We start from the raw sequence: 25660 nt of genomic DNA, 5'->3' as shown, positions 1-25660 counted from the left end.
CGGAGAGTGCGGGGAGGCGGAGTCCGCGCGGAGGGGGCGTCCGGCCGGATGAGCGAGTCGCGGTCGGAACCGCGGCGCGTTAAGGGCGGCCGCCGGACCCGCCCTCGAAGCGGTTTACGTCCGCTGTGCGGTGGGTTCGCGCTCCGTCTCGGCGTCTCGACCGGTGTCGACCATCACGTTGTTGCCGCTCGCGCGGTCGAAGATGTGCATCTTCCCCTCGTCGAACGTGACGCCGATTTCGTCGCCCTCGTCGTACCGGTAGTCACCCATCACGCGCATCGTGAACTCGATGCCGTTCGACCGGAGGTAGAAGTAGTTGTCGTCGCCGACGGGTTCGTGGACGTCGAGCCGTGCCGATATCGTGTCGGTAGACTCCCGGTCGGCGAAGTGGAAGTGCTCCGGACGGACGCCGAGCACGAGGCTGTCCGAGACGGCTCGCTCGCGGATTCGGTCCCGAGTCTCGGCGGACACCTCGTAGGAGAACGCCTCGCTCTCCAGCGTGGCGCCGCTCAGTTCCACGTCGAAGAAGTTCATCGACGGCGACCCGATGAAGTCGGCGACGAACAGGTTGGCCGGCCGGTTGAACACCTCCTTGGGCGTTCCCACCTGCTGGAGGTCACCGCCGTCGAGGATCACCACTCGGTCGGACATCGTGAGCGCCTCCTCCTGGTCGTGCGTCACGTACACCGTCGTCGTCTCCAAGTCGTCCTGTATCCGTTGGAGCTCTGTCCGCATGTGCGCACGGAGCTTCGCGTCCAGGTTCGAGAGCGGTTCGTCCATCAGGAACACCTCAGGCTCCCGAACGATGGCGCGACCGGTCGCGACGCGCTGTTGCTGTCCGCCCGAGAGCGCGGCGGGTTTTTTGCCGAGTTGGTCCTCGATACCCATCATCTCCGCCGCTTCCTCGACGCGGTCGGCTATCTCGTCGTCCGAGAGGTCCGAGGTGAGCTTCAGCCCGTACGACATGTTCTTCCTGACCGTCATGTGGGGGTACAGCGCGTAGTTCTGGAACACCATCGCCACGTTGCGGTCCTGCGCCGGGACGTTGTTCACCACTCGGTCGCCGATGCTGATGGATCCGCTGGATATCTCTTCGAGGCCGGCGAGCATCCGCAGCAGCGTCGACTTCCCCGACCCGGAGGGACCGACGACCGTGACGAACTCTCCGTCTTCGATGTCGAGAGAGAAGTCGTCGACCGCCACGATGTCGCCCTCGTACACCTTCCGCACGCGTTCGAATCGTACTTCGCTCATGATTACCCGTTAACTACTACGCCATGTGTTACATAACCATTGGGGTTGACTCTCACTAGTCATCGGTTGGATGATTCAGTACGGCAGAGAAAGTATCACTGATTCAGACATATTTCTATCACGTGACGGCGATTGAGTGCTCACCTTCGGACCGTTTCGGTACCGTTCACCGACGTCGGAGTGTCCGTGCGAAGATGCGATACGGGTCGGCTGTCTTCCACCGACGAGAGTCTCGTTCGTCGCTACGGAGAGGTCCGGGTCTGAACGTACACCCGGCAGAGCGATTTCCTCGCCGTCGCCGCCACGGAAGGGCGAGCGGTCGAGGGAGGGTCCGTCGTGGACGCGTTCTCGAAATAGCTCCCGAGATTCTGAGCCGTTAGAACGCGGGGCCGTCGACGTTCTCGTCTGTCGCCTCCTGCCAGACGTGCTCCGGCGCCCACCCCAACTCGCGTTCGGCCTTCGCCGTAGTGAACGCGCACTCGTCGCCGTCAACGTCGCACGGCGGGGCGTCGTCGCCGAAGAGAGCGCCGAGCAGGTCGGCGGTGTTCAGACCGAGGTAGTTCTCCGCGGCGTGACAGAGGTACGCCTCGTGCCCCTCGATGTCGGCCGTTAGCGCCGCCGAGAACATCGACGCGAGGTCGCGCACGTCGATGTACGACCAGAAGTTGCCGGCGCCGCCGTGCTGTGAGACGCCCGACGGGAGGTCCCGAAGCGTCTCGATGTCGAACCCCTCGCGGTTCCCCGTCGCCTGATACCGGCCGGGATACTGGACCCACGAGGGCCGAATCGAGGCCACGGGAACGCCGTACCGGCGGGCGGTCCGCGCGGCGACGGCCTCCCCCGCCTCCTTCGAGACGCCGTAGGGGTCCTGCGGTCTGAGCGGGTGCTCCTCGTCGATGGGGACGTAGTCGGGCGCGGAGCGGCGCTCGGCGAACGGGAAACCGTACGCCGATTCGCTGGAGGCCCACGCGACCCGCGCGCCCGTCCGCCCGGCGGCGTCGAGAACGTTGTACGTGCTCAGGACGTTGTTCGAGAACACCCGCGCGCCGGCGTGGTTCGTCGGGTCCGGAATCGCGGCCAGATGCGCGACGGCGTCGGGGTCGAACTCGGCGAACAGTTCCGCCGTCTCGCCGCGGTCCGTCAGGTCCACCTCGAAGAAGTTCGCGCCCTCCGGAACGTCCCCGGACGGGAGTCGCTGGTCGAGACCGACGACCCCGTATCCGTCGTCGAGCAGTTGCCGCACGACCCACCGCCCCGCACCGCCGAGTGCGCCGGTGACGACGACGCTTCGCGTGTCGGTTGTCATGGCGTCGTGGACGACCGACGACGACTTGAATCCCGGGGACGCGGCGGGTTCGACCCCTTTGCCCTCGGTCCGCTCACGCGGTCACCGCTCGCAGGTGCCGCGACAGTCCCTCGCCGATGGCCCTCATCCCCTCGTCCCCCGGGTGGAGGAGGTCCGCCGACAACCCTGTGAGGGGGAGCAGGTCCGGTCCCTCGACGACGGAGAGATTCTGGTGCGGCGACTTCGCGACGACGGTTCGCAACGTCTCCCGGTACGCTTCCGCGTGCTCGCCGTCGCCCGACTCCGTCACGTCGTCGAAGTACGGAAAGAGGGTGACGCACGCGACGGGTTTGTCGGGGTGCGCCGCCGCGACGGTGTTCACGAACGGTTCGGCGCGCGCCTCGAACTCCTCGACCGGGAATCCGCCGGTGTTCGCCATGTTCACCGACAGCGAGAGCGTCGCCACGTCCCAGTCGTCGCGGGCGGCGATGTGCTCGGCCATCGCGGGTTCGCAGTACGCGGACCCGGAACACCCGAGGTTCGGCGCCGCGCCGCCCAACGTCCCGGCGACGGTCAACATCTTCCGACGGCTAATCCGCCGGCTACAGTCGTCTCCCACGCTGTCGTCTGCCATCACGTCTCGTATGTAAAATCACCCATGATCAAGCGTCTCGGAACCGGAATCGCCGGCGCTCCGGTCCGCGGGCCGCTTCGGCACCCTCGCGTCGTCCTTCGGCCGTTCGACTCAGTACGCGTCCGCCTCCGCGAGCGTCTCGGACGCCCCGAGGTCCCACCCGTCGAGGTACGTCTCCTCGACGGCGACGAGTTCGGCGAACAGGTCGCGCGCCGCCTCCGTCTGCAGCGTTCGGACCTGCGGGTCGAGGAGGAACCCGCGGAACGCGCGGTCGACGTCCCCGGTCCGCGAGGCTTCGGTGATGGTCTCGATGGTGTCGACGTGACCCTGCACCAACGAGCGCACGGGGCGCGGGAACCCGCCCGCGCTCAACGGCCGAATCTCGCCGGCGCGGACGAGGGCGTTCGTCTCCACCACAGTGTCGCGTTCGATACCGTCCACCTGCCCTCGGTTGGGGAGGTTGACGTTCGTGACGACGTCGTCGCCCCCGGCGAGGGCGCCGAGGACGTCGAGGAGCACCTCCCCGGAGGCTTCGAGTTCGAACTCCCTGTCGCCCGAGAGCCACGCCTCCACGTCCGTCGTCTGCTCGGACTCGGCGGGCGTCCAGTGCTTCGCCCGGAAGTCGCTGCCCGTCCGCTTGACGCCCCAGCGGTTCAGCCCCTCCTCGCCGCCCTGCAGGAACCACGTCGCGTACTCGACGATGTGGCGGTCGCCCGCGAACGGGAGCAGGCCGAACCGGCGGTACAGTTCCCACGACACCTGCCACGGGTCGGCGAACGGGCTCTCGTCCTCGAGGTCCGCGGGCGCGAACCGCCGGTTTCCCTCCTCGCCGCATGCCAGTTCGTCCAGCAGGGGCCACAGGTCGACGCCGTCGCAGTACGCCTCGTCGATCCACGTGAAGTGATTTATCCCTTTCACGTTCACCGAGATATCGCTCCGGTCGGCGTCCATCCCGAGGTGTTCGCCGGCCAACTCCGCCAGTCGGTCGCGGCCGTGGAGCACCTCGTGGCACATCCCGACGGCGTTGATGTCGGGGTACTCGTCGTACAGGGCGCGCGTGACGAAGTGGACGGGATTGGTGAAGTTGAACACCCACGCGTCCGGGCAGCGCTCGCGAATCGCGGCCGCAAACTTCCGGTACGTCGGGATGGTACGCATCGCACGGAGGATTCCCCCCGGCCCGATGGTCGCCGCCACCGCCCCGTAGATGCCGTACTCCTTCGGCAGGTCGAGGTCGTGGACGAACGTCTCCGTGGGGTCGTACTGCGTCGAGAGAAGGACGACGTCCGCGCCGGTCAGTGCCTCACCGAGGTCGTCCGTCGCCGTGTACTCCCACTCCGCGGTGGCCGCCGCTCGCTCCCCGACCCAGTTGCCGAACTCGGCGTTTCGCTCGGCGCTCTCGACGTCGACGTCGTACAGGCGAACGGTCCCGTCGAAGGGCGAGAGAGCGAGGTCCTGGACGAGGTTCGGCACCCACTGGCGACTGCCGCCGCCGACGTACGCGACGGTGAGATTGTCCGCGTCGAGACGCTCACCGGTGGTCGACCGCGATTCCGACGGCTCCCGACCGTGGTCTCCGATAGCTGCGTCCATACGGCTGAAACGGACCCGCGGTCACAAAGTGGTACCGGAGCGGAGGACCCTCGGTCCCTCCGTCTCCGTCGACCGCGTTTCCCGCGAGTGTTCTCTAGACCAGAACGCTTATGCTGTAAAGATGGTGATGGTTAGCTATGAACGCCAAACACCCGGTGCGGACGACCGAGAAGACGCTCGCTCTCGTCGACGAGCTGCGAGAGCGGGGTCGCTGCGGGGTGACTGAACTGGCGAACAATCTCGATATGGGGAAGAGCGGCGTGCACAACCACCTGACGACGCTGCGGGAGCACGGCTACGTGCTGAAACGGGGCGACGAGTATCAACTCGGGCTGAAGTTCCTCGAAGTCGGCGGCTACGTGCGGAAGTCGATGGAGTTCTACCAGGTCGCCGAACCCGAAATAAAGGCGCTCGCGGACGAGACGGGCGAACTGGCCAACCTGGTGGTCGAAGAGCAGGGGATGGCCGTCTACCTGATGCGCTCGAAGGGGGAGGACGCCGTCGACTTGGACACGTACGCGGGCATGCGCGCGTACCTGCACACGACGGCGCTCGGAAAGGCCATCCTCGCTCACCTCCCCGAGTCGCGCGTCGACGAAATCGTCGACCGACGCGGACTCGAACAGGAGACGTCGAAGAGCATCGGCACCCGTGAGGAACTGTTCGAGGCCCTCGACGACGTCCGAGAACGCGGGTACGCTATCGACGACGGCGAGCGACTGGCGGGGCTTCGGTGTCTCGCCGCTCCGGTGAAGGCGTCGTCCGGTGAGGTGCTGGGGGCCATCAGCGTCTCCGCGCCGGCGAGTCGCGTCAGCGACGACGACCTCCACGGCGAACTCCCGGAACGGGTTCTCAGCGCGGCGAACGTGGTGGAACTCAACATCAACTACTGACGGGCGTTCCCCCTCTCAGAACGGAGGGGCCGAAACGCTCGCGCCCCCTCCACTCGCTTCGACCGAATCGTTCTGTCCCCTGCCCACCGTTACAATACTATTGTTGTATCGACTCCCCGAGCAGCGTGTGAATATAATTCTGAAATAGAGAACGAAAGATGCGGAGCGCACGGTCGGGGACCGGCCGGGCGGACGCGTCGCTCGGCGGTGTGAGAGTGGCGCCACCGGGGCAGGTGGCGCCGGGACAGCGCGTTCGGAGCTACGTTACCAGAGAGCCGTCGACGACGCTCCCGTGGAGCGTTCGACGGGCGTTTGTACACGTTCGGGGGAGCTACTAATCGTTTCGGTCGGCGGGTCGCCGCTCCGCGGCTTGCCGTCGTTCGTGTCGTCGGCCGATTCTTTCGTCTGCCCGATTTTCGGTACGGATGAAGCCCTGCGCTAGCGCGTTAACGTGGATTCCGTGTTCGGCCGTCACTCGTGTTCGTTACCACTTGGGTCCGTCATCCGCTGCGTCGGTACGACGGACTCCGGACGTCGTCCATCGGTTCAGAGTCCGTACAGCTCCTTCGGCCGGTCGTACGCCACGTGCTCGACGAGTCGTTCGGCGTTCTTGCGGGGAATTCGCCCGCGTTCGACCATCCTCCCGACGACGTTCGCCAGCGAGCGCCGGAACATCTCGAAGCGCGACCCGTAGGAGACGAGTTTCCGCGAGTCGCTGACCATGCCGGCGTAGTTGGCGAGCAGGTCCACCGCCGCGACGCGTTCCAGTTGGTTCTCGATGCCGAACGGACTGTCGTTGAACCACCACGCCGGTCCGACGCTCACGTTCGGGTACGTCCGGGCGAGCACCGTCGCACTCGGGTAATGCGTCGGGTCGAGCGTGTAGAGGACTATCTCCATCTCCCCGTCGAACTCGTCGAGGAAGTGGTCCAACTTGTCGACGAGGTCGACGTCCTGCGTCGAGACGTCGCCGCCGGCGTTCGCCCCGACCGACTCGTACAGCGACTCGCGGTAGTCCCGGACCGCCCCGACGTGCAACTGCGTCACCCACCCGGCGTCGGCGTTCAGGCGGCCGACGAATCCGAGGAGGTACGCCTTGAAATCGCGCACCGCATCCTCGTCGACGTCGTCGCCGCGGCGCGCCTTTTTGTACACGCCGGCGGCGCGTTCGCGGTCGACCGGCCTCGATACCGGCGTCGTCCCCGTGCCGACGTCGCAGGCGACGCAGCCGTGCTCGGCGAAATACTCGTGCGTCTCCGCGAGGGCGGCGAGAAAGCCCCCGAACGTCTCGACGCCGCTCTCGGTCGCCTCGTCCAGTTCGGCGACGAACGTCGACCACTCCGGGTTCTCTATCTTCAGCGCCCGGTCGGGGCGCCACGTGGGCCGTATCTCGACGCCCTCCACTTCGGTCTCCGCGCGTTCGTGGTACTCGAGGCGGGAGGTCGGGTCGTCGCTGCTGCAGAGCACCTCGACGTCCATCTCCCGGAGGACCGCCTGCGGTCGCTTCTCGGGTTCGGCCAGTTGCCGTTTCGTCTCCTCCCATATCTCGTCGGCCGTCTCCGCGTTCAGGGGTTTCTCGATACCGAATCGGCGCTGCAGGTCGAGGTGGACCCACTCGTACGTCGGGTTACCGGCGAAGTCGGGGAACACCTCGGCGAGGGCAGTCCACTTCTCGCGGTTGCTCGCGTCGCCGGTCACCTTCTCCTCGGGAACGCCGCGCTTGCGCATGAGTTGCCAGACGTAGTGGTCGGTCGCGCCTTCGACCGCCCAGACGTCGCTCCACGCTTTGTTCTCGACGACCTCGGCCATGTCGATGTGGTTGTGCGGGTCGACTATCGGGAGGTCCTCGATAGCGTCGTAGAGCGCCGCCGCCGCGTCCGTCTCCAGTAGGTAGCCCTCGTCGATGAGTCCCATACGCGAGTCTCTGCGCCGGGCGATAAAAAAGTTCGCGCGGGCCTCGAAACGGGAAACGGGGACCGACTACCGCGTCTCGGAGCGCTCCGCTCGCTCCGTCAGCCCCTTCATGTAGCCGACGGCGAACAGTCGACCCATGTCGGTGTAGCCGGAGGCCGCCCCCTCTCGGTCCTCCTCGCCGAGCATCTTCGGGACGTGGTCGGGGCGGATGGGACCGTCGAAACCGACCTCCCGGTAGGCGTCCATCGCCGCCGGCATGTCCGTCTGCCCCTCGTCGTGCCACGTCTCGACGAACGACTCCGCCTCGCCCTCCACGTCGCGGAAATGGACGAAGTGGATGCGGTCGCCGAACTCCCGAATCGTCGCGGGTACGTCGGCGCCCATCGCCGAGAAGTTGCCCTGACAGAACGTGAGCCCGTGGTTCGGGCTGTCGGAGATGTCGAGGATGCGCCGCACGTTCTCGACGGAGTTCACGAGGCGCGGCACGCCGCGCGCCGACTCGACCGGCGGGTCGTCGGGGTGAAGCGCGAGTTTCACGCCCGCCTCCTCCGCGACGGGGACGACCTCCTCTAAGAAGTATGCCAAGTTCTCCCACAGTTCCGCCTCCGATATCTCGGCGGGGTGGTCCGGTCCGCGTTCGGACTGCTCGTGGTCGTACGCCGTCGTCCGCGAGTCGCCGCGCAGGCGGACGGCGTCCGAAGTCCGAATCACGCCGACCGGGTTCTCCGTCCACACCCACGAGTAGACGCCGATTCCGGCCCGTCCCATGTTCCGGAGCAACTCCTTGACCGTCGCTATCTCCCCGTCTCGGCCCTCCTCGCCGAGCACCGTCTTCGTCATCGGCGGCCGGTCTTCGACGACGTCGAGCGAGAGGCCGTGGTCGGCGAAGCGGTTTCTCGTCTTCAACAGCGAGTCGTACGTCCACCACTCCTCCTCACCCCAGAACCGGACGACCGCGGTCGAGAGTCCCAGTTGCCGCGCGAGCGTCCACCGCCGGTCCGGACGCGGCGGAAGCATCAGCGTCGTATCCATCACTCCACCTTCACCGTCACGTATCCCTCGAAGTTCAGGATGAGCCGCTGGGTCTCGTCGCCGAAGACGGCCTTCCCCGTCGGCGACCGACGGCGACCGAGGGTGAACACGTGGTCGCAGTCTCGGCTCTCCGCGGCGTCGATGACGTGACGCGCCTCCAGTTCCTCGTTCACGTCGGCGACGACGGACCACGCCACGTCGCCGTCGAGGGTCTCCTTCGCCATCCGCTCGGCGAACTGCCGCGCGACGCCGAGGGCCTCCTCGTCGCTGTAGTCGCGGTTCTCGATGCGTCCGATTTCGTCGAGCGTCTCGATGGCCTCCTTGTACTCCTCGCCGGTCAGCGGCGAGTACAGGACGAGGTCGGTTCCCGCCCCGGCGGCGTAGGCCGCGGCCTCACGGAGTAACGCTGCACATCCCTCTCGATCCTCCATCACTACGAGTGCGTCTCTCATACACCGCGAGTTCGGGGGCGACCTATTTAATGATTCATGTGAATGAATCCGCGACGCCACGAAGGCCCGCGTCGGGGCCCTCAGTAGCTGTCGTAGACGGTCTTCTCGATGGTGTAGAAGTCGAGTCCGGCGTCGCCCTGCTCGCGCCACGTCTCCGAGGAGGAGCGCTTGACGCCGCCGAAGGGAACGTGCAGTTCCAGTCCGGTCGTCTTGTCGTTGACCTTCACGACGCCCGCTTCCGCCTCCTCGACGAAGCGGTTTGCCTCCGTGTGGTCGTCGGTGACGATGCTCGTCGAGAGGCCGAACTCCACGTCGTTGGCGACTTCCAGGCCCTCCTCGTAGTCGGACACCTTGATGACGGCGACGACGGGGCCGAACACCTCCTCTTGGGCGATGCGCATGTCGTTCTCCACGTCGGTGAAGACGGTTGGCTCGACGAAGTGGCCCTCTTCCACGTTGTCACCCTCGGGGACGTCTCCGCCCGCCGCGAGCGTCGCGCCCTCGTTCTGCGCGATATCGATGTACTCCAGCGTGGAGTTCAGTTCGTCCTCGCTGACCTGCGGACCCATCTCGTGTTCGTTGCCGGGGCCGATGTCGATGGACTCGGCGCGGTCCACGAGTTCGTCGACGAACTCGTCGTAGACGTCCTCGTGGACGACGGCGCGGGAGCAGGCGGTGCAGGACTGGCCGGTCGTCCCGAACCCGCCGTTCGCGACGATGTCCGCGGCTTCCGCGGGGTCGGCGGAGTCCATCACGACCGTCGGGTTCTTCCCGCCGAGTTCGGTCTGGACGCGCTTGCCCGCGTCCGTCGCCTGCTCGTACACCATCTCGCCCACCTGACTGCTGCCGGTGAAGGAGACGGCGTCGGTACCCTCGTTCTCGATGAACTCGCTGCCGACCGCGCTGCCGGGGCCGGTGACGACGTTGAGCACGCCGTCGGGCAGGCCCGCCTCGTCCAGGGCGCGGGCGATTTCGACGACGACGCCGGGCGCCAGCGACGCGGGCTTGAGAACGACGGTGTTGCCCGCCGCCAGCGCGGGGGCGAGTTTCCACGCCGGGATGGCGATGGGGTAGTTCCACGGCGTGACGAGGGCGGCGACGCCGACGGGCATCTCGCGCGTGTAGAGGTTCGTGTCCGGTCCGCTCGCCCCCTTCACGGTGCCGCCGAGGTCGGACGCCTTCGCCGAGAAGTAGTGGAAGATGTCTATCGCGCGCTGTACCTCACCGGACGCCTCGCCGCGCGCTTTCCCCTCTTCTGCGACCAGTTTGTCGGTCAGTTCCTCCTTGCGCTGTCCGAGGAGCGTTCCGGCCTCGCGGAGGATGCGTCCGCGTTCGGGACCGGGCGTGTTCGCCCACTCTTCTTTCGCTGCGACGGCGGCCTCGACGGCCTCCTTCGCGTCCGATTCGTCGGACTGCTGGTACGTCGCGACGGTCTCGCTCGGATTCGCCGGGTTCTGTACGTCGAGGGTGTCGCCGGTAGCGGCGTCCACCCACTCTCCGTCCACGTAGTTTTTCTCTGTCGTCATCACCTACCCGTTCAGCGTTCTCTCATACTATTCTTACGGTTCTGTCACCGCGTGTCACGGGGGCGCTTCGTCGCCCTCGCTCGTCCGTCGGACCGCCCGCTCTCCGACCCGTCTAGGATTCACGCCGTCGGTCCACTACACTTTTGCCAGTCGCCCCGAACCTCGATACCATGTCAGTCGATGATTACCTACACGGTCTCTTGGACCGCGACTGGGAGGAGTTGGAGGACGGGACGCTCCGCCTCGCCATGGTCGGTCTCGGATGGTGGACGCGCGAGCAGACGATACCCGCCGCCGAGGACTCGAAGTTCTGCGAGACGACGGTACTCGTCAGCAGCAGTCGCGAGAAGGGTCGGGACGTCGCCGACGACGTCGACACCGTCGAGGCGACGCTCACCTACGACGAGTTCGTCGACGGCGAGGCCGTCGAGGCGTACGACGCCGTCTACGTCTGCACGCCGAACGCCAAACACCTCCCGTACGCCGAGGCGGCGGCCGAACACGGGAAGGCGATTCTCTGCGAGAAACCGATGGAGGCGACGAGCGAACGCGCCGAGGAACTCGTCGCGGCCACCGAGGACGTCCCGCTGATGGTCGCCTACCGGATGCAGACGGACCCGCAGGTGCGCCGGATGCGCGAACTCGTCCGAAACGGCGCCGTCGGCGACCCGGTGCTCGTTCACGGACACATGGGCCAGCAGATGCTGGAGTTCGTCTCCGGTAGTCCCGACCAGTGGCGCCTCGACCCCGAACTCGCCGGCTACGGCGCGTCGGTGATGGACCTCGGCGTCTACCCGCTGAACACCGCGCGGTTCGTCCTCGACGCCGACCCGGTGAGCGTGACGGCACAGATGCGTTCGGAGGACGAAGCGTTCGAGAAGGTGCCCGACCAGTACGCGACGTTTACGGTCCAGTACGACGACGGCACCTACGCCGCCTGCACCGCCAGCCAGAACGCCTCCCTCTCGGGGCACCTCCGCATCGTCGGCACCGAGGGCGAACTCTCCTTGGAGCACTCCTACCTCGGGATGTCAGACCAGCATCTCCGCTACCGAACGGCGGACGGGCGCGAAATCGAGATAGACGACGAGCGCAGCGACGTGTTCGGCGACGAGATGACCGAGGAGTTGGACTACTTCGCCGACCGGGTCCTCAGAGAGAAGCCGTTCGTGGCGGACGCCGAACACGGCCTCCTCGACATGCGGGCGCTGGCGGCCATCTACGAGGCGGCCGAGACGGGCGAGACGGTCTCGGTGAACTGAGTTTCCGGTCTACTCCTCTTCTCTGCCCTGGCGTTCGAGGATGTCGACGAGGCGGTCCGCGAACTCGACGGTCCGGGCGGGCAGGCCGTACTGTTCGGTGCTCATGTCGTGCTCGCGGAGGTCCGACACCGTCTCGGGGGTGTGGTTCAGCGACGTCGCCGTCTCGCGCACGTCGACTTCGAGGACGCCCTCGTCGGTGTCTAACCACGGCTGGGTCCGCTGACGCTCGTCGTACTCGATGACGTACGTCTCTCCGCCGACGGCGTCCACGACGTCGTCGATGGTGCCGACCTCCAGTCGGTCCTTGTCCCCGTCCGCGACGAGGTAGAGGACGCCGTCGACGCACTCCGGTTCGTATCGTTGCATACCCGCGGTGTATCTCGCCCCGAGTAATAATAGCGTCGTCACCCTCGGCGGGCGTCCGACGGAAGAATGAGGGGGCGTGCAGACGCCTCGATTCGACCTCGACCGAGGCGGTCCGTTCGGACGACCGCGTTCAGTCCGAGTTCGCCGTCTCGGAGTTCGCGTCGGCCGTCTCGGCGGCCGCGTTGGCGAAGAACTCCTCTTTGCTCTCGGCGGCCCCTTCGAGCGGTTCGCTGTCCCAGTAGCGGTGGTTCGGGTCCTCGCGGAAGCAGGCCGCCTTCCCGTCGCCGTCGTCGACGTCCGCCAACGTCGGGTGCTCCTCGCGGCACGCCTCGCGCGCGACCGGGCACCGCGTGTGGAAGCGACACCCGGACGGCGGGTTCACCGGGTCCGGAACGTCTATCTGCCGAATCGGCGGGTCCTCGGCCTCCATCGCGTCCAAGTCGAGGTTCGGCGTCGCCCACCGCAGCACCTCCGTGTAGGGGTGCCGCGGGTCGTGGATGAGACGCTCCGCGGTGCCTATCTCGACGATTTCGCCGAGGTACATCACCGCGATGCGCCCGTCGCCGTGCTCGGCGAAGTACCGCGCGTTCGAGAGGTCGTGACTGATGAACAGGAACGACGTGTCGAACTCCTCCTGCAGTTCGAGCATCAGGTCCATTATCTCGATGCGCAGGGAGACGTCGACGGCGCTGATGGCCTCGTCGGCCAGGATGGCGTTCGGATTCATCAACAGTGCCCGCGCGAGCACCACACGCTGCTTCTCGCCGCCCGACAGTTGGTGCGGGTAGCGGTCGAGGAAGTCGCCCGCCGGCGTCATCCCGACGCGCTCCAACAGCGAGTGCATCCGCTCGCGTCGCTCGGCCTGACTGATGTTCGGGTGCGTGTGTCGCAGCGGTTCCGAGAGGATATTCGCGATGCGTCGGTTGGGGTTGAGCGCGCTTCCGGGGTCCTGATGGATGATCTGCAGGGCGCGGCGAATCTCCTCATGAGATATCTCGGCGTTCCCTCCGTCGTCCTTCGCCTCCCAGATGTCCTGCCCCCGGTACCGTATCGACCCGCCGGTCGGACGCTGCAGGCCGATCATCGTCTTCCCGAGCGTGGTCTTCCCGCATCCGGACTCGCCGAGCAGGCAGACGAGGTCCTGCTCTTCGATGTCCAGCGAGATACCGTCGACGGCGCGGACGACGCTCGCGTCGCTCCGGAACCGGTCGAGCAGTCCCTGCTCTTTCTCGAAGTGCACCTCGACGTCGTCCAATGAGAGTAGGGACGTCTCGTCCGGCCGGGTCGCCTTGCCGCCCGTCGACCTCGCGGACCCGGATTCGGACCCGGACCCGGGGACCTGTCCCTCCTTGATGGTCGCCGCGTCCTCGCCGAAGTTGAGCGGAATCTCCTCTTGTGCCTCCTGCCAGTGGTGACAGGCGGTGCGGTGGGTGCCGCCGTCGCCGACGGCCGCCAGCGGCGGGTCGACCTCCCGGCACTCGTCGGTGGCGAGCGGACACCGCGGGTGGTACCGGCAGCCCTGCGGCACGTTCACCGGCGCCGGCCCCTCGCCCTCGATGGGTTGCATCTCCTCCAACGGCGCGTCGAGGTTCGGCGTCGCGTTCAGCAGCGCCCTCGTGTACGGATGGGCGGAGTCGCCGATGATCTCGTCGCGCGGGCCGATCTCGGCGAACTGGAACGCGTAGATGATGGCCATCCGGTCGGCCAAGGAGGCGATGAGCGGCAGGTCGTGCGTGATGAAGATGATGGTGAGGTCGTACTGACTCTGCAGGTTGTCGAGCAGTTGCAGGATCGACCGCTGCATCAGCAGGTCCAGCGCCGCGGTCGGTTCGTCCATCACCAGCACCTCCGGGTCGAGCACCATGCTCAGGGCGATGAGTGCCCGTTGTTGCATGCCGCCCGATAGCTCGTGCGGGTAGGAGTCGAGCACCCGGTTCGGTTCGAGGTAGAGGTTCTCTAAGAGTTCGCGCGCGAAGTCCAGCCCCTCGGAGACGTTCTTATCGTGCGCCTTCAGCGTCTCCTTGAAGTGGGCGCTGATCTTCATCGTCGGGTTGAACGAACTCATCGCCCCCTGGAACACCATCGACACCTCCTCCCAGCGGAACTTGCGGAGTTCCTCGTCGGAGAGTTCGAGCACGTCGACCGAACTCCCGTCCTCGCGGTTGTACGTTATCTGTCCCGTGAGGAGGCCCGGGTCCGGCACGGCGTCCATGAGCGCCGATGCGAACATGGACTTGCCCGACCCCGACTCGCCGACGATGCCGAGCACTTCGTGGCGGTCGATGTCGACGTTCACGTCCTCCATGACGTACGTGTCGCCGCCGCTGTAGGTGACGTGCGCGTCCCGTACCTCTAAGATGGGGTCGTTGACGACCCCTTGCGATGCCGCGTCGTCGGCCGATGACGTGTTCGTGTCTGTGTTGATTGCCATGTTATATCAGGCCCACGTGGAAGTGGTCTCGTTCTCGCTCTCCTCGTCGACGGACTCGGACTCGCCGGTCAACCGGGTGCGCACCCGCGGGTTGAAGATGCGGTCCATCCCCTGACTCACGAGGATGAGACCGAAGGCAAGTCCGACGATGGCGACGATGGGCACGAGCAGCCAGTGGAGCGCCTGCATGGTGAACAGGCCGCCCTGGTTGTACGCGTTGTTCAGCGTGACGCCCCAGTTTTGACCCGTGTACGGCAGCACGCCGATGAAGTACAGGCCGACCGAGGCGAAGATGGTGTACCGCGCGGCGAGCACGAAGTTGACCATCACGTACGGCATGATGTTGGGCATGACGTCCTTGAGAATGATTCTGGACGTCCCCGTGCCCATCGTGCGTGCGGCCTCGACGTAGCTCGCCTCGCGAATCGACAGCACCTGCGAACGGATGGACCGCCCCAGCCCCGCCCAGTAGTTGATGGTGAGTATCATCCCGAGGAAGATGGGGTTCTCCGGACTGAACGTGATGGCGAGGATGATGACGAGCGGGAGCCCCGGAATCGCCATGAAGAAGTCCGAGACGGACGTGATGACGGTGTCGACGGCGCCGCCTTTGTATCCGGAGACGGTGCCGACGAGGACGGCGATGCCGGTGGCCCAAACGCCGCCTGCGAGCACCATCAGCAGGATGAACGGCGTCGAATCGATGATGAGCGCCAGCAGGTCGACTCCTGACTGGGTCGTTCCGAGCGGGTACGCCCAGTTCTGGAACGGCGGGAGAAGCCGCTCAGCCTGACTGGGCGAGGGGTTGCGCCACAGGCCGAGAACCTCGACGAGCGCCATGAGCAGGTAGACGCTGAGGATGACCATACCGACGCGGGTGCGGCGGTCCGACCACGCGACGACGGCGGGTTCGTATATCGAGTGGCGGTAGAACTCCTCGAGTCGGTCGCGGCGGCTCATCTCGACCGACGACGACTCCGAGCGCCAGTCGATATCGTCCGAGGAGGACGTGGAGTCCGCCTCAGTAGCCATCGGAATCACCTGCGCTGATGCGCGGATCGATGAGACCGTACGTCAGGTCGGCGACGTAGACCGCGACGACGAGCGTAACGGTGATGACGAGGAAACAGCCCATCATCAGCGGGTAGTCGTTCGCGTTCACCGCGGCGATGAGGTAGTAGCCGAGTCCGGGGTAGGAGAATATCTGTTCGAGAACGACGGTGCCGCCGAGGCGGAAGCCGATGAGCAACAGCAGTCCGGTGTACATGGGAAGGATGGCGTTCTTCGCGACGTACCGGGTGGCGATGCGGCTATCCGAGAGACCGCGGAGGCGTGCGACTTCGACGTACTCCTCGCCGAGCACCTGAATTCCGTTCCCGCGCATGTTGAGCGCGGTGGAGCCGATTCCCCCGATGGTGAACGAGAGGATCGGCAGGGCGGCGTGATGCAGCACGCTCGCGAAGTACTCGACGCTGAGGGACGCTTCGACCCCCCTGTCGACCGCGTTCCCCGTCGGGAACAGGTTGAACTGGAAGGCGAGGAAGAACAGGAAGACGACCGCGAAGATGTAGTAGGGAACCGCCATCAGGAAGATGGAGCCCCCCGAGGCCATCTGGTCGAAGGCGGAGCCTTCCCAGTACGCCTGCACGGCGCCGATCAGAACTCCGATGACGAACATCAACACCGTGGACGTCACAACGAGGAAGATGGTCCACGGGATGGCGCGGGCGAGAACCTCCATGACGGGTTGGTTGAGCGAGATGGATTGCCCCAGGTTCAACTGAGCGACGCCCACGAGGTAATCGAGATACTGCTGCCAGAGCGGGGCGTCCGGCCGGATGTTCTGCAGGGCCTCGATGCGTGCGTTGACCTGTTCGACGGGGACTCCCTGCCGGATGAGTTGGATTCTGAGCTGGGTGAACGGCCCGCCGGGGAGCAGTCGGATGAGCCCGAAGGTGAGCGTCGCGACGGCGAGAACGGTCAACGGAATCCTGAGCGTGCGTCGGAGGTAGTAATTCATATTGGTGGATAGTGTCGGGTGGTCACGCGGCTATTGCTTGTACTGCAGGTCGCCCTCGTGGACCCACCAGAACGGCGGCCACTTGACGCGCCGGTTGGTGCTCCCCTCGGAGGCAACCGTCCAGTCGTCGTTCGTGACCCACGACTGCTCGAACTTGGAGACCAGTCCGAGGAACGGCAGTTCGATGTGATTGTGCCACGCCGACTGCTGGACGTACTGTCTCGCCTCCTCGTTGCTGGGCTGTCGGGCGATCTGTTTCGTCACTTCGAGCGGGTTGATCGTCATCTCGCCGCCGCCGCGGGCGGGAATCGTCTGTTCGGATTCGGCCTTCTCGCGGTAGCCGTGACCGCCGCCGATGTCGGTCGCCCACAGTTGGTAGTACAGCGGGAAGTAGGGGAACGCCGAGCGCGACCCGCCCGGCAGCCAGTAGAGGCTCCCCATCTTGAAGTTGCTGTTGGAGTACTGACCGAACCAGTCGTTCGTCGGCTTGGTGCTGATGGAGAAGTCGAAGCCGAACTCGTTGAGTTGACTGACGACCGTCTGGGTCATCGTCGTCCAGTCGGTCCACCCCGCGGGCGAGTAGTACTCGCCGCCGAGGGTGCCGCCCTCTTTGCTCTGCCACTTACCGCCCTGCTTGGAGTAACCGGCCTCTTCCAGCAGTTTGGTCGCCTGCTCGGTGTTCGAGGACTCCGGGCCGTACGTCTCGAAGTCGTCGAACCAATCGCCGAGCCACTGTTCTTGGTCGCGCGGCGCGATGCCGCACGGTGTCGGTGCCACGAACTTCGTGCGCGGCCCCGCGTTCTGCACCACGGCGTTCCGATTGATGACGTGCGCGATGGCCTGTCGGACCGCTCGGGTGCCAAAGTCGGGGTCTTTGTGGTTGAAGACGATGCCGTACCCCCACTTCGCCGGGATGTTCACCTCAACGACGTGGTCGGGGAAGCGGTCCGCAATCTCCGGCGGCGTGAACAGACTCGTCGCCGCGTCGACTTCGCTCCCCGAGATGAGCGCTTGGTGCTGGGCGGTGTTGCCCCCGTAGCTCTCGATGAGATAGGAGCTGAAGTTGACGTTGTCGGACTTGTAGAACTGCGGGTTGCGCTCGAACTCGAACGCCTGCTGGTCCTTGTTCACGAACGAGAACATCCCGCTCGCCACGGGGTCTTCCCACGCCCACTGCAGGAACGCCGACGCCTCTTGGTCGAGCCACTGCTCGTGGGTCTCCTTCTTCGTGTCGACGAAGAAGTTCGTCAGCTCGAACTTGATTATCTGTGGGTTCGTCGGCCCCGAGAGCAGCAGTTTGGCCGTGTGGTCGTCGACGATTTCGTAGTCGTCGACGTATCCCCAGAGGGAGCTTCCCGTCTTCTGGGCCAGTTGAATCTGGACCTCGAAGTCCTCGGTCGTCCACTCGTCGCCGTTGTCCCACATGAGGTCGTCCCGGAAGGTCAGCGTGACTTCCTGGTCCTGTATCTGGAGGTCCGAGAGCGCTCCCATCAGGAACGACTTCTCGTTGAAGGAGTACTTCAGGTACGGCGCGAACACCGCTCGGCCGGCCGGCCAACTGAAGTTCTGCGTCGCCGAGGAGTTGAAGTGTAGGTCGACCGGATTCCCGGTGTAGGCGTTGACGAACGTCGCGTCCGCCACCGACCCGCCCGAAGAACCGTTCGTCCCGGCGTCGGTCCCTCCGGACCCGCCGGACCCGCCGGTTCCCGATTCACCCTCTCCTTCGCCTCCGTCGCCGCCCGAACAGCCGGCGAGCGCGGCCACACCAGACGCACCCGCCGCCGCCAGCATCCGCCGCCGGCTGATTGTTCTGTCGTACTCGCCACGCCCGCTCCTGGATGACATAACATGGCATTCTTGTCCATAATGGTTTATAAGTATTGTGGATCATCGTTAAGGTGGTACATTGAACAGAAATCGGTCGGGCCTCAGCCCCGCTCTCGGGCCCTCTCGACGACTTCCTGTCCGTCCGCCCGTCGACGGTTCGAACCATCACCATCGTTTTATCGGACGCCGACGAGTCGACGGTCGCACCCGATGAACGACTACGACGACTGCTGGCTCCGGTACGACCGCGCGGACGCGGACCGCCTCGACTCGTACCGACGACTGTGTCGACACGCGTACGTCGCCGAGAAATCCCCCGAACTGAGCGCGGTTCGCGACGAACTCCGGCGAGCGATTCCCAGCCTCCTCGGTGACGACCCGCACCTCTGGCAGCACCCGCCGTCGACGGCCGGGGGATTCCTCGCTATCGGTACGCCCGACGACATGCGGATGGTCGCCGACTCGGTCTCGGTCGACGAAGTCGGGAGTCTAACCGACGGGGGGTTTCTCCTCAGAACCGTCGAGTGGGAGGGCCAGCGCTGCGTCGTCGTCACCGCGCCGACGGACCGAGGGCTGGTGTACGGCACCTTCCACCTCCTCCGACTGATGAGCGTCGGCGACCCCATCGACGACCTTGACGTCCGCGAGGAACCGGCGTACGCCAATCGGCTCATCGACCACTGGGACACGCCGTTCCACCGGTCGGTCGAGCGCGGGTACGGCGGCGAGTCCATCTTCGACTGGGAGCGCCTGCCCGACCTGCGGGAGCGATACGAGGACTACGCCCGGTTGCTCGCCTCGGTGGGAATCAACGGCGTCGTGCTCAACAACGTCAACACCGAGAAGCCGCCGCGACCGAGCGCTAGCGAGGCGTTCGACGCCTTCGAGGGCTGGCAGTTGTTGGAGTCGCAACGGCTGGAGGCGATGACCGGACTCGTCTCGGTCTTCCGGCGGTACGGCATCCGGACGTACCTCTCGGTGAACTTCGCGTCGCCGATGCTCGTCGGCGGCCTCGACACCGCCGACCCCCTCGACGACGAGGTTCGAGAGTGGTGGCGACGGAAGGCCGACGAGGTGTACGACCTGATACCCGACTTCGGGGGCTTCCTCGTGAAGGCCGACTCCGAGGGGCAACCCGGTCCGTACGACTACGACCGCGACCACGTCGACGGCGCGAACGCCATCGCGGCGGCGCTGGAACCCCACGACGGCCGCCTCTGGTGGCGCGCGTTCGTCTACGGCTCCCACGAAGACCGCGCGGTGCAGGCGTACGACACGTTCGAACCGCTGGACGGCGAGTTCGCCGACAACGTCACCGTGCAGGTGAAGAACGGCCCCATCGACTTCCAGCCCCGAGAACCGGTGTCGACGCTGTTCGGCGCGATGCCGGAGACGGACCTCGGACTGGAGTTTCAGATAACCGGCGAGTACACCGGTCAGGGGGTCCACGCGACCTACCACCTCCCTATGTGGGAGGAAGTGTTCGAGTTCGACACGCACGCCGACGGCGCGGGGACGCCGGTGAAGTCGCTGTTCCGCGGCGACGGCGAGGGCGTCGTCGGCGTCGGCAGCGTCGGCGAGGACCACACCTGGACCGGCCACTACTTGATGCAGTCGAACCTCTACGCGTTCGGGCGCGCCGTCTGGAACCCCGACCGCTCCGTCGAGAAGATAACCGAGGAGTGGGTCCGGCAGACGTTCGGGTCCGACGAGGCCGTCGTCGACACCGTTTCCGAGATTCTCAGAGACTCCTGGGAGGCGTGCATCGACTACGAGACGGGGGGTCTCGGCCTGATGCACATGATGTACAACGGCGAGGCCTTACTCGAAAATCACTACGACCCGTCGCCGGGGGAGTGGCCCGGTTACCACGGCGTCACCGAGGACGGCGTCGGCGTCGACCGGACGAGCGCGGGGAGCGGCTACGCCCCGCAGTACCGGGACCCGGTCGCGGAGCGCTACGAGTCCGTCGAGACCTGCCCCGAGGAACTCCTCCTGTTCTTCCATCACCTCCCGTGGGAGCACGAACTCTCGGACGGGACGACCGTCGCTCAGCGACTCTACGACAACCTGTTCGCCGGCGTCGAAGAGACCGAGCGACTGCGCGACCTGTGGGGTACGCTGGAGGGCCGGGTGGACGAGAGGCGGTATCGCCACGTCGCGGAGCGGTTCGACGAGCAGGTGGCGCAGGCGGAGCGCTGGCGGGACACGCTCGCCGCGTACTTCTACGAGCACTCGGGCGTCCCCGACGAACGGGGTCGGGTTCCGTCGGAATGACGCGGCGGAGCGGCGCGGTGCGCCGCTTCACAATTTAGCATCTCTGTTATTTCCGACCTGTCGTTAGTTCCACACAATTATATAATATGATTGTGTCTGCCGCAACGCAGTTTATGTCAGACGATAATGCTAATTTCCGAAGCGGACGGCGACCGTTCCTCAAGTCGATGGGCGTCCTGGGCGTCTCGGCGGCGTTCGGAACGGCCGCGGCGGGCGCACAGTCGGACGACTCGCTCGGCGCGTACCACGCGACGCTCCGAGAGGAACTGACGGCGTCGAGCAGACAACAGAAACAGCTCCCGGCGGGGGAGTACGTCTACGGAACGACGGAGGAGGAGGCCATCGAGGCGTTCTCGCTGGTCGGCGGCGACGAGTCGACGATTTCGGTCGACTCCGACGCCATCCCCATCACAATGGGCGAGCGGCTCGAACTCCCCGCCGACGGCGGGAGTCCGTCGGACTACGCCTATCGCGGGGAGATATCGGACCGCTCGTTCGAGGAGGGCGACCTGCTGTTGGCCGTCGCGTACCTCCGGAGCGACGCGCCGGACGCCGAGGTGGCGGCGAACTTCGCCTACCACTACACCGACGAGGACGGGGCCGACGCGACGAGCGCGAACTTCGTCCAGCGGGGGACGCACGTCGAACCGTGGGACCGGTGGATGCGCTACTTCTTCCCGATACAAGTGGGCGCGGCGCCGACGGCGGACGCCGCGCCGGCGCTGGAGTTCTGGACCTGCTACGGCGAGCAGACCGTCGATGTCGGCGGTATCGCGCTGTTCGACTACGGCGACGCGGAGGTGACGCTCGACACACTTCCGCCGTACGACTATGAGGGGCGCTCTCTCGACGCGGCGTGGCGCGAGGAGGCGGCCGACCGCATCGAAGAGACGCGCAAGCGGGACTTCGAGGTGCGCGTCCTCGCTCCCGGCGGCGAACCGATGACCGACGCGACGGTGGACGTCGAGATGACCGAACACGCGTTCGACTTCGGGAGCGCCGTCTCGGTGGCGCACATCACGGGCGACGACCCCGACGACGAGAGGTACCGGAGCACCTTCTTGGAGGACTTCAACAAGGCCACCGTCGAGAACGGCCTGAAGTACCCCGCCTGGGAGAGCGAGGAGGGATGGGACATCGACAACGAGACGACGCTGGCGACGCTCGAATGGCTCAACGACCGCGACTACCCGGTGCGCGGCCACTACCTCCTCTGGGAGCAGTTCACCGCCGACGGCGGCGGCGGGATGGCGATGGAGAACGGCGAGTTCCTCTCGGCCGAGGAGATTCGAGCCATCGTCTCCGAGAAGATTCGGAACCACGCCCACGAGTTCGAGGAGGAAGTAACCGAGTGGGACATGCACAACCACCCTATCTGGCAGTCCAACTTCCGCGACATGGAGGAACTCGGCTGGGACGCCGTCGCGGAGTGGTGGGCCGCGGCGGACGAGGCGACGGACCACGCCCTGTACACCAACGAGATGGGCGCCGTCGGCGGGCAGTGGCAGCGGAGCCAGTACCTCGACTACGTCGAGCATCTCGTCGAGAACGACTACCCGCTCGACGGCATCGGCTTCATGGGCCACCACCAACAGCAGTACAACCAGATGCTCGACGTGGGGAACCTCATCGACGGTTTCGAGGCGTTCTCGGAGTTCGGCGTCCCCCTCCTCGTCACCGAGTTCGACATCCAGATATTCAGCCGGCGGAACGCCCAGGACGTCGAGGTGCAGACGGACTACCTGCGCGACTTCCTGACGGTGGCGTTCAGCCAACCCGCCGTCGAGGGCGTCGTCTCGTGGGGATTCTGGGAGGAGGACCACTGGCGGCCGACCGGCGCGTACTACGACGCCGACTGGAGCATCCGCCCGCACGGCGAGATGTACCGGCAACTCGTCTTCGAGGAGTGGTGGACCGAAGAGCGCGGCGAGACGGACGAGGAGGGCGTCTTCGCGGCGAACGGCTTCAAGGGAAGCTACGAAGTGACCGCCCAGAAGGGCGCGCTATCGGGAACCACGGTCGCGACGGTGGACGAGGACCACGGCGCGGTGACGGTCGAACTCGAATCGTCGTCGGACGGGGACGAGTCCGAGGGGCGCGGCGACGACGAGAACGGAGAGAAGCGGGGGCACGACGAGAAGAAGGAAAAAGGAGACGAGAAGGAGGACGACGACCACGACGACGAGGAGACGGACACAGAGAGCGACTGATCAGCCGACGCGAGCGGAGACTAACTCCCGGCCGCGGGGGAGCGCGGCTCCGTCGGCCGAACGACCGCCGGATTTTTTACGTGAGTCCGCCGACCAGCAGTCATGTCCAAAACGTCGGCGCTGCTCGACCTCGTCTGCGCGCAGCGCAAGCAGATGAAGGTCATCCTGGCGCTCCTCATCGCGTCGGGCTTCCTCCTCGGACTCTCCTTGCTCTTCGTCGAACCCGGCGACCGGTCGTACCCGCTTCTTGTCGTCGACCTGGTCCTCGTTGTCGTCGGGTTCGCCTTCTTCAGCACGACCTACTGGTACTGCACGAAGCGCGCCATGGACGAGTGAGGGACGGTCGTCTCCGGACGCCCGATTCAGGACTCTTCTGCCAAGAACGCGGCCGTCTCGGCCGCTATCTCCCGCACGTTCTCGTCGTCGTCGGTTTCGGCGACGGTCCGAAGCTTCGGGACGGCCTCCTCGTCGCCGAGGCGTCCGAGCGCCCGGACGACGCGCGCGCGCACGAACGTTCGTGGATGGTCGAGACGGGCGCGCAGTTCGTCCCTCGCGGGGGCGACGGCCTCGGGGTCGGCCACGGCCAGTTCGCCGAGGGCGTCGACGGCGCCGCCGACGACTGACGGGTCCACGTCGTCCAAGAGACCCAGCAGTCCCTCGACCGTACCGAGCGCCGACTCCGGTTCCTCCTCGCAGACGGCGACGACCACGTTGACGAGCGTCCGGCGGCCGGAGGTCCGCCGCTGGCGCTCGGACTCCTCGTGTTCTTCGAGCGTCCGCCGGGTCACCGGGTCCTCGACGGCGCTGAAGTCGTCCGGGGTGGGGTCGGGTTCGGTGGCGCGAATCGCCGCGACGAGTTCGCCGACGAACGGGGCGACGAGGTCCGGTCGCTTCACGACGAGCACCCCGAGCGCGGCGGCCGCGGTCAACTGGACGTCGACGATTTCGCTGTCCGCCGCGTCGACGAGGCCCGACGTCGCGCCGTCGAGCGCCGCGGGGTCCGCCCGGGCGACGGTGTCGAGGACTGAAACGGCCCGCAGGGCGACGGCGGCGTTGTCGTCGCCCGCCAGCGGAGCGACGTCGTCGAGGAGGGGTCGGACAGCCTCGACGTCCGCCGCGGCGAGCGATTCGCAGACCGCCACCCCGCGCTGTCGCACCGAGGGCGTGTCGGACGCGAGGGCGGACCGGACCTCTCGGTCGTCGACGTCCTCGGGGGTGACGGATTCGGGTTCGATACCGTCGAGCGGTCTCGACGCGTTCGCGGTCATGGCGGTACGATACGTGCCGTCGTGTAAATACGTGAGGGTTAGCTCGGTCCGCGCCGTCGGTACCGACGAAAATGATTTATCGTCCAAGTCGAAACCTCCAGTGAATGACTGGAGACGATTCGCGGGGGCTCTCCCGCCGGACCATGGTGAAAGCGGCGCTCGCTATCGGCGGGTCGAGCGCGCTCGCGGCCTGCCAGGAGGCGGAGCGCTCCCCCGACGAGGAGACGACCGAGGGGCCGGAGTACCCCCGCGGGACCGAGGACCCGTCCGCGCTGCCGGCGCGCCAGCACGCGTGGGACGACTATCTGGTGAACAGCGTCCACGGCACCGTGACGCAGAGCCAACACCAGTTGCTGCTCGGTCTCTCCTACGAGGGGTCGGTCCCGCCGACCGACGAGGAGCGAGAGCAGGTCGAAGCGGCACTCCGAACGTTGGAACGCGCCTTTCAGTGGGGGAGCGGCCTCGACACGAGCGGCAGCGTCAACGACGGCCTGCTGTTCATGGTCGGGTACGCGCCCCGGTATCTGGAGCGGATGGGCATCGAACTGGACGAACTCCAGCGACCCGAGACCGTCCTCGCGGAACTCGGCGAGGACGAGTCGCTGGCCGCCGACTTCGACGCCCTCCTGCTCCTCGACAGCGACTACGCGTCCGTGCTCCTGGCCGCCGAGCAGGCCCTGTTCGCGGAGAAGGAGCGACTCAACGGCGTCGAGGTGGAGCACCGCCTGTCCGATATCTTCACCGTGACGGAGCGCCGGACCGGCGTCCTCGGGAAGGGGCGACCAGCCCAGGAGATAGACAACGAGGACATCCCCGAGGACGCGCCGCTATCGATGGGGTTCCGGGCGGGATTCAGCAACAGTCTCCCCGCCGAGGACGCCGCGACGCTCTCGACGGGTCCGTTCGCCGGCGGGACGACGCTGGCCGTCTCGCGCGTGCGGACGGACCTCGACCGCTGGTACGACCAACCGCACGAGCAGCGGACCAAGGAGATGTACTGCCCGGCCCACGACTACGAGGACGTGGGTGACGTGGGTGACGCCCTCGGCGACCACAGCGAAATCACCGAGGAGAACGTCGAGAATTTGGAGGAACTCGCGGCCGAACACGGCATCGTCGGCCACGCGCAGAAGGTGGCTTCCGCCCGCGACGAGGAGTTCCGGACGCAGATTCTGCGGCGCTCGGAGGGCGTCGCCACGGACGACGTGCACGGCTCCGCGTTCAACTTCTCGTCGGTCCAGACGGACACGCGAAAGTTCGTCGAGGTCCGGCGGGCGATGAGTGTCGAGGAGTACGACGTGGACGTCCCCGCGGACAGGCACGGTATCGTCGACTACCTCGGCACGCTCTCGCGGAGCACGTTCCTCGTGCCGCCGCGGGCGGACCGCGCGCTCCCGAGCGACCGATGAGTCCGCC

20 protein-coding genes are annotated in these 25660 nt (G+C 66.3%); 6 read left to right on the top strand and 14 right to left on the bottom strand.

Translation table 11 applies throughout. From position 1 onward, the window contains the following. Positions 1-114 precede the first annotated feature (114 nt). The 4 genes from NDI76_RS18895 to NDI76_RS18880 form a co-directional block, all read right to left on the bottom strand. Positions 115-1254 (bottom strand): ABC transporter ATP-binding protein, encoded by a 1140-nt coding sequence (locus NDI76_RS18895; RefSeq protein ID WP_310925725.1) that lies wholly within the window; start codon positions 1252-1254, stop codon positions 115-117. 376 nt (positions 1255-1630) lie between these two features. Further along, positions 1631-2560: an NAD-dependent epimerase/dehydratase family protein gene (locus NDI76_RS18890; RefSeq protein WP_310925724.1), complete on the bottom strand. Its 930-nt coding sequence runs from the start codon at positions 2558-2560 to the stop codon at positions 1631-1633. Positions 2561-2633: 73 nt separating this feature from the next. Beyond that, complete coding sequence (locus NDI76_RS18885) at positions 2634-3173, bottom strand: GDSL-type esterase/lipase family protein (protein WP_310925723.1); 540 nt, start codon at positions 3171-3173, stop codon at positions 2634-2636. 111 nt (positions 3174-3284) lie between these two features. Further along, the gene (locus NDI76_RS18880) at positions 3285-4766 is read right to left on the bottom strand and encodes a family 4 glycosyl hydrolase (RefSeq protein WP_310925722.1); all 1482 of its coding nucleotides are present in this window, start codon (positions 4764-4766) and stop codon (positions 3285-3287) included. A 137-nt stretch (positions 4767-4903) separates the two neighbouring features. Here NDI76_RS18880 and xacR point away from each other — a divergent pair, with 137 nt between their 5' ends. Next, entirely contained in the window at positions 4904-5659 is a 756-nt protein-coding gene (xacR, locus tag NDI76_RS18875; RefSeq protein ID WP_310925721.1) for an HTH-type transcriptional regulator XacR, read from the top strand. 546 nt (positions 5660-6205) lie between these two features. Here xacR and uxaC read toward each other — a convergent pair. The 4 genes from uxaC to xacF all read right to left on the bottom strand — a co-directional run bounded on the left by uxaC (position 6206) and on the right by xacF (position 10583). Next, complete coding sequence (gene uxaC / locus NDI76_RS18870) at positions 6206-7573, bottom strand: glucuronate isomerase (RefSeq protein ID WP_310925720.1); 1368 nt, start codon at positions 7571-7573, stop codon at positions 6206-6208. Between the two features lie 66 nt (positions 7574-7639). Further along, complete coding sequence (locus tag NDI76_RS18865; RefSeq protein WP_310925719.1) at positions 7640-8605, bottom strand: mannonate dehydratase; 966 nt, start codon at positions 8603-8605, stop codon at positions 7640-7642. Continuing rightward, a complete protein-coding gene (locus NDI76_RS18860; RefSeq protein WP_310925718.1) occupies positions 8605-9057 on the bottom strand; it encodes a universal stress protein in 453 nt (150 codons plus the stop codon). Before NDI76_RS18860 ends, NDI76_RS18865 begins: the two co-directional genes overlap by 1 nt. A gap of 80 nt (positions 9058-9137) precedes the next feature. Beyond that, positions 9138-10583, bottom strand: coding sequence for a 2,5-dioxovalerate dehydrogenase (xacF, locus tag NDI76_RS18855; protein WP_310925717.1), 1446 nt, complete (start codon positions 10581-10583; stop codon positions 9138-9140). A gap of 170 nt (positions 10584-10753) precedes the next feature. Here xacF and gfo6 point away from each other — a divergent pair, with 170 nt between their 5' ends. Continuing rightward, positions 10754-11845 carry a D-xylose 1-dehydrogenase Gfo6 gene (gene gfo6, locus NDI76_RS18850; protein WP_310925716.1) on the top strand — a complete coding sequence of 364 codons (1092 nt, stop codon included), beginning with the start codon at positions 10754-10756 and terminating at the stop codon, positions 11843-11845. A 9-nt stretch (positions 11846-11854) separates the two neighbouring features. Here the strand turns inward: gfo6 and NDI76_RS18845 are convergent, their stop codons facing one another. The 5 genes from NDI76_RS18845 to NDI76_RS18825 all read right to left on the bottom strand — a co-directional run bounded on the left by NDI76_RS18845 (position 11855) and on the right by NDI76_RS18825 (position 18453). Next, on the bottom strand, positions 11855-12211 hold the full coding sequence (locus NDI76_RS18845; RefSeq protein WP_310925715.1) for a hypothetical protein: 357 nt from the start codon (positions 12209-12211) through the stop codon (positions 11855-11857). A 130-nt stretch (positions 12212-12341) separates the two neighbouring features. Next, positions 12342-14642, bottom strand: a complete 2301-nt coding sequence (locus NDI76_RS18840; RefSeq protein WP_310925714.1) for an ABC transporter ATP-binding protein — start codon at positions 14640-14642, stop codon at positions 12342-12344. A 6-nt stretch (positions 14643-14648) separates the two neighbouring features. Further along, positions 14649-15674: an ABC transporter permease gene (locus tag NDI76_RS18835; protein WP_310925713.1), complete on the bottom strand. Its 1026-nt coding sequence runs from the start codon at positions 15672-15674 to the stop codon at positions 14649-14651. Continuing rightward, positions 15664-16662 (bottom strand): ABC transporter permease, encoded by a 999-nt coding sequence (locus NDI76_RS18830; protein WP_310925712.1) that lies wholly within the window; start codon positions 16660-16662, stop codon positions 15664-15666. The genes NDI76_RS18835 and NDI76_RS18830 overlap by 11 nt, the downstream gene beginning before the upstream one ends. Before the next feature lie 30 nt (positions 16663-16692). Next, positions 16693-18453 carry an ABC transporter substrate-binding protein gene (locus NDI76_RS18825; RefSeq protein ID WP_425498388.1) on the bottom strand — a complete coding sequence of 587 codons (1761 nt, stop codon included), beginning with the start codon at positions 18451-18453 and terminating at the stop codon, positions 16693-16695. 246 nt (positions 18454-18699) lie between these two features. Here NDI76_RS18825 and NDI76_RS18820 point away from each other — a divergent pair, with 246 nt between their 5' ends. The 3 genes from NDI76_RS18820 (at position 18700) to NDI76_RS18810 (ending at position 23312) form a co-directional block, all read left to right on the top strand. After that, complete coding sequence (locus NDI76_RS18820) at positions 18700-20766, top strand: alpha-glucuronidase family glycosyl hydrolase (protein ID WP_310925710.1); 2067 nt, start codon at positions 18700-18702, stop codon at positions 20764-20766. Between the two features lie 113 nt (positions 20767-20879). Beyond that, the gene (locus NDI76_RS18815; protein ID WP_310925709.1) at positions 20880-22976 is read left to right on the top strand and encodes an endo-1,4-beta-xylanase; all 2097 of its coding nucleotides are present in this window, start codon (positions 20880-20882) and stop codon (positions 22974-22976) included. Positions 22977-23078: 102 nt separating this feature from the next. After that, complete coding sequence (locus NDI76_RS18810; protein WP_310925708.1) at positions 23079-23312, top strand: hypothetical protein; 234 nt, start codon at positions 23079-23081, stop codon at positions 23310-23312. Between the two features lie 26 nt (positions 23313-23338). On the opposite strand, the gene NDI76_RS18805 is transcribed toward NDI76_RS18810, so the two are convergent. After that, entirely contained in the window at positions 23339-24244 is a 906-nt protein-coding gene (locus NDI76_RS18805; protein ID WP_310925707.1) for a HEAT repeat domain-containing protein, read from the bottom strand. A 104-nt stretch (positions 24245-24348) separates the two neighbouring features. Here NDI76_RS18805 and NDI76_RS18800 point away from each other — a divergent pair, with 104 nt between their 5' ends. After that, complete coding sequence (locus NDI76_RS18800) at positions 24349-25653, top strand: DUF7405 family protein (RefSeq protein WP_310925706.1); 1305 nt, start codon at positions 24349-24351, stop codon at positions 25651-25653. Positions 25654-25660 lie beyond the last annotated feature (7 nt).

This window comes from Halogeometricum sp. S1BR25-6, assembly GCF_031624495.1.
Lineage (GTDB): Archaea > Halobacteriota > Halobacteria > Halobacteriales > Haloferacaceae > Halogeometricum > Halogeometricum salsisoli.
The sequence above is the reverse complement of the archived record's forward strand: the minus strand, read 5'-3'. Positions and strand labels throughout refer to the sequence as shown.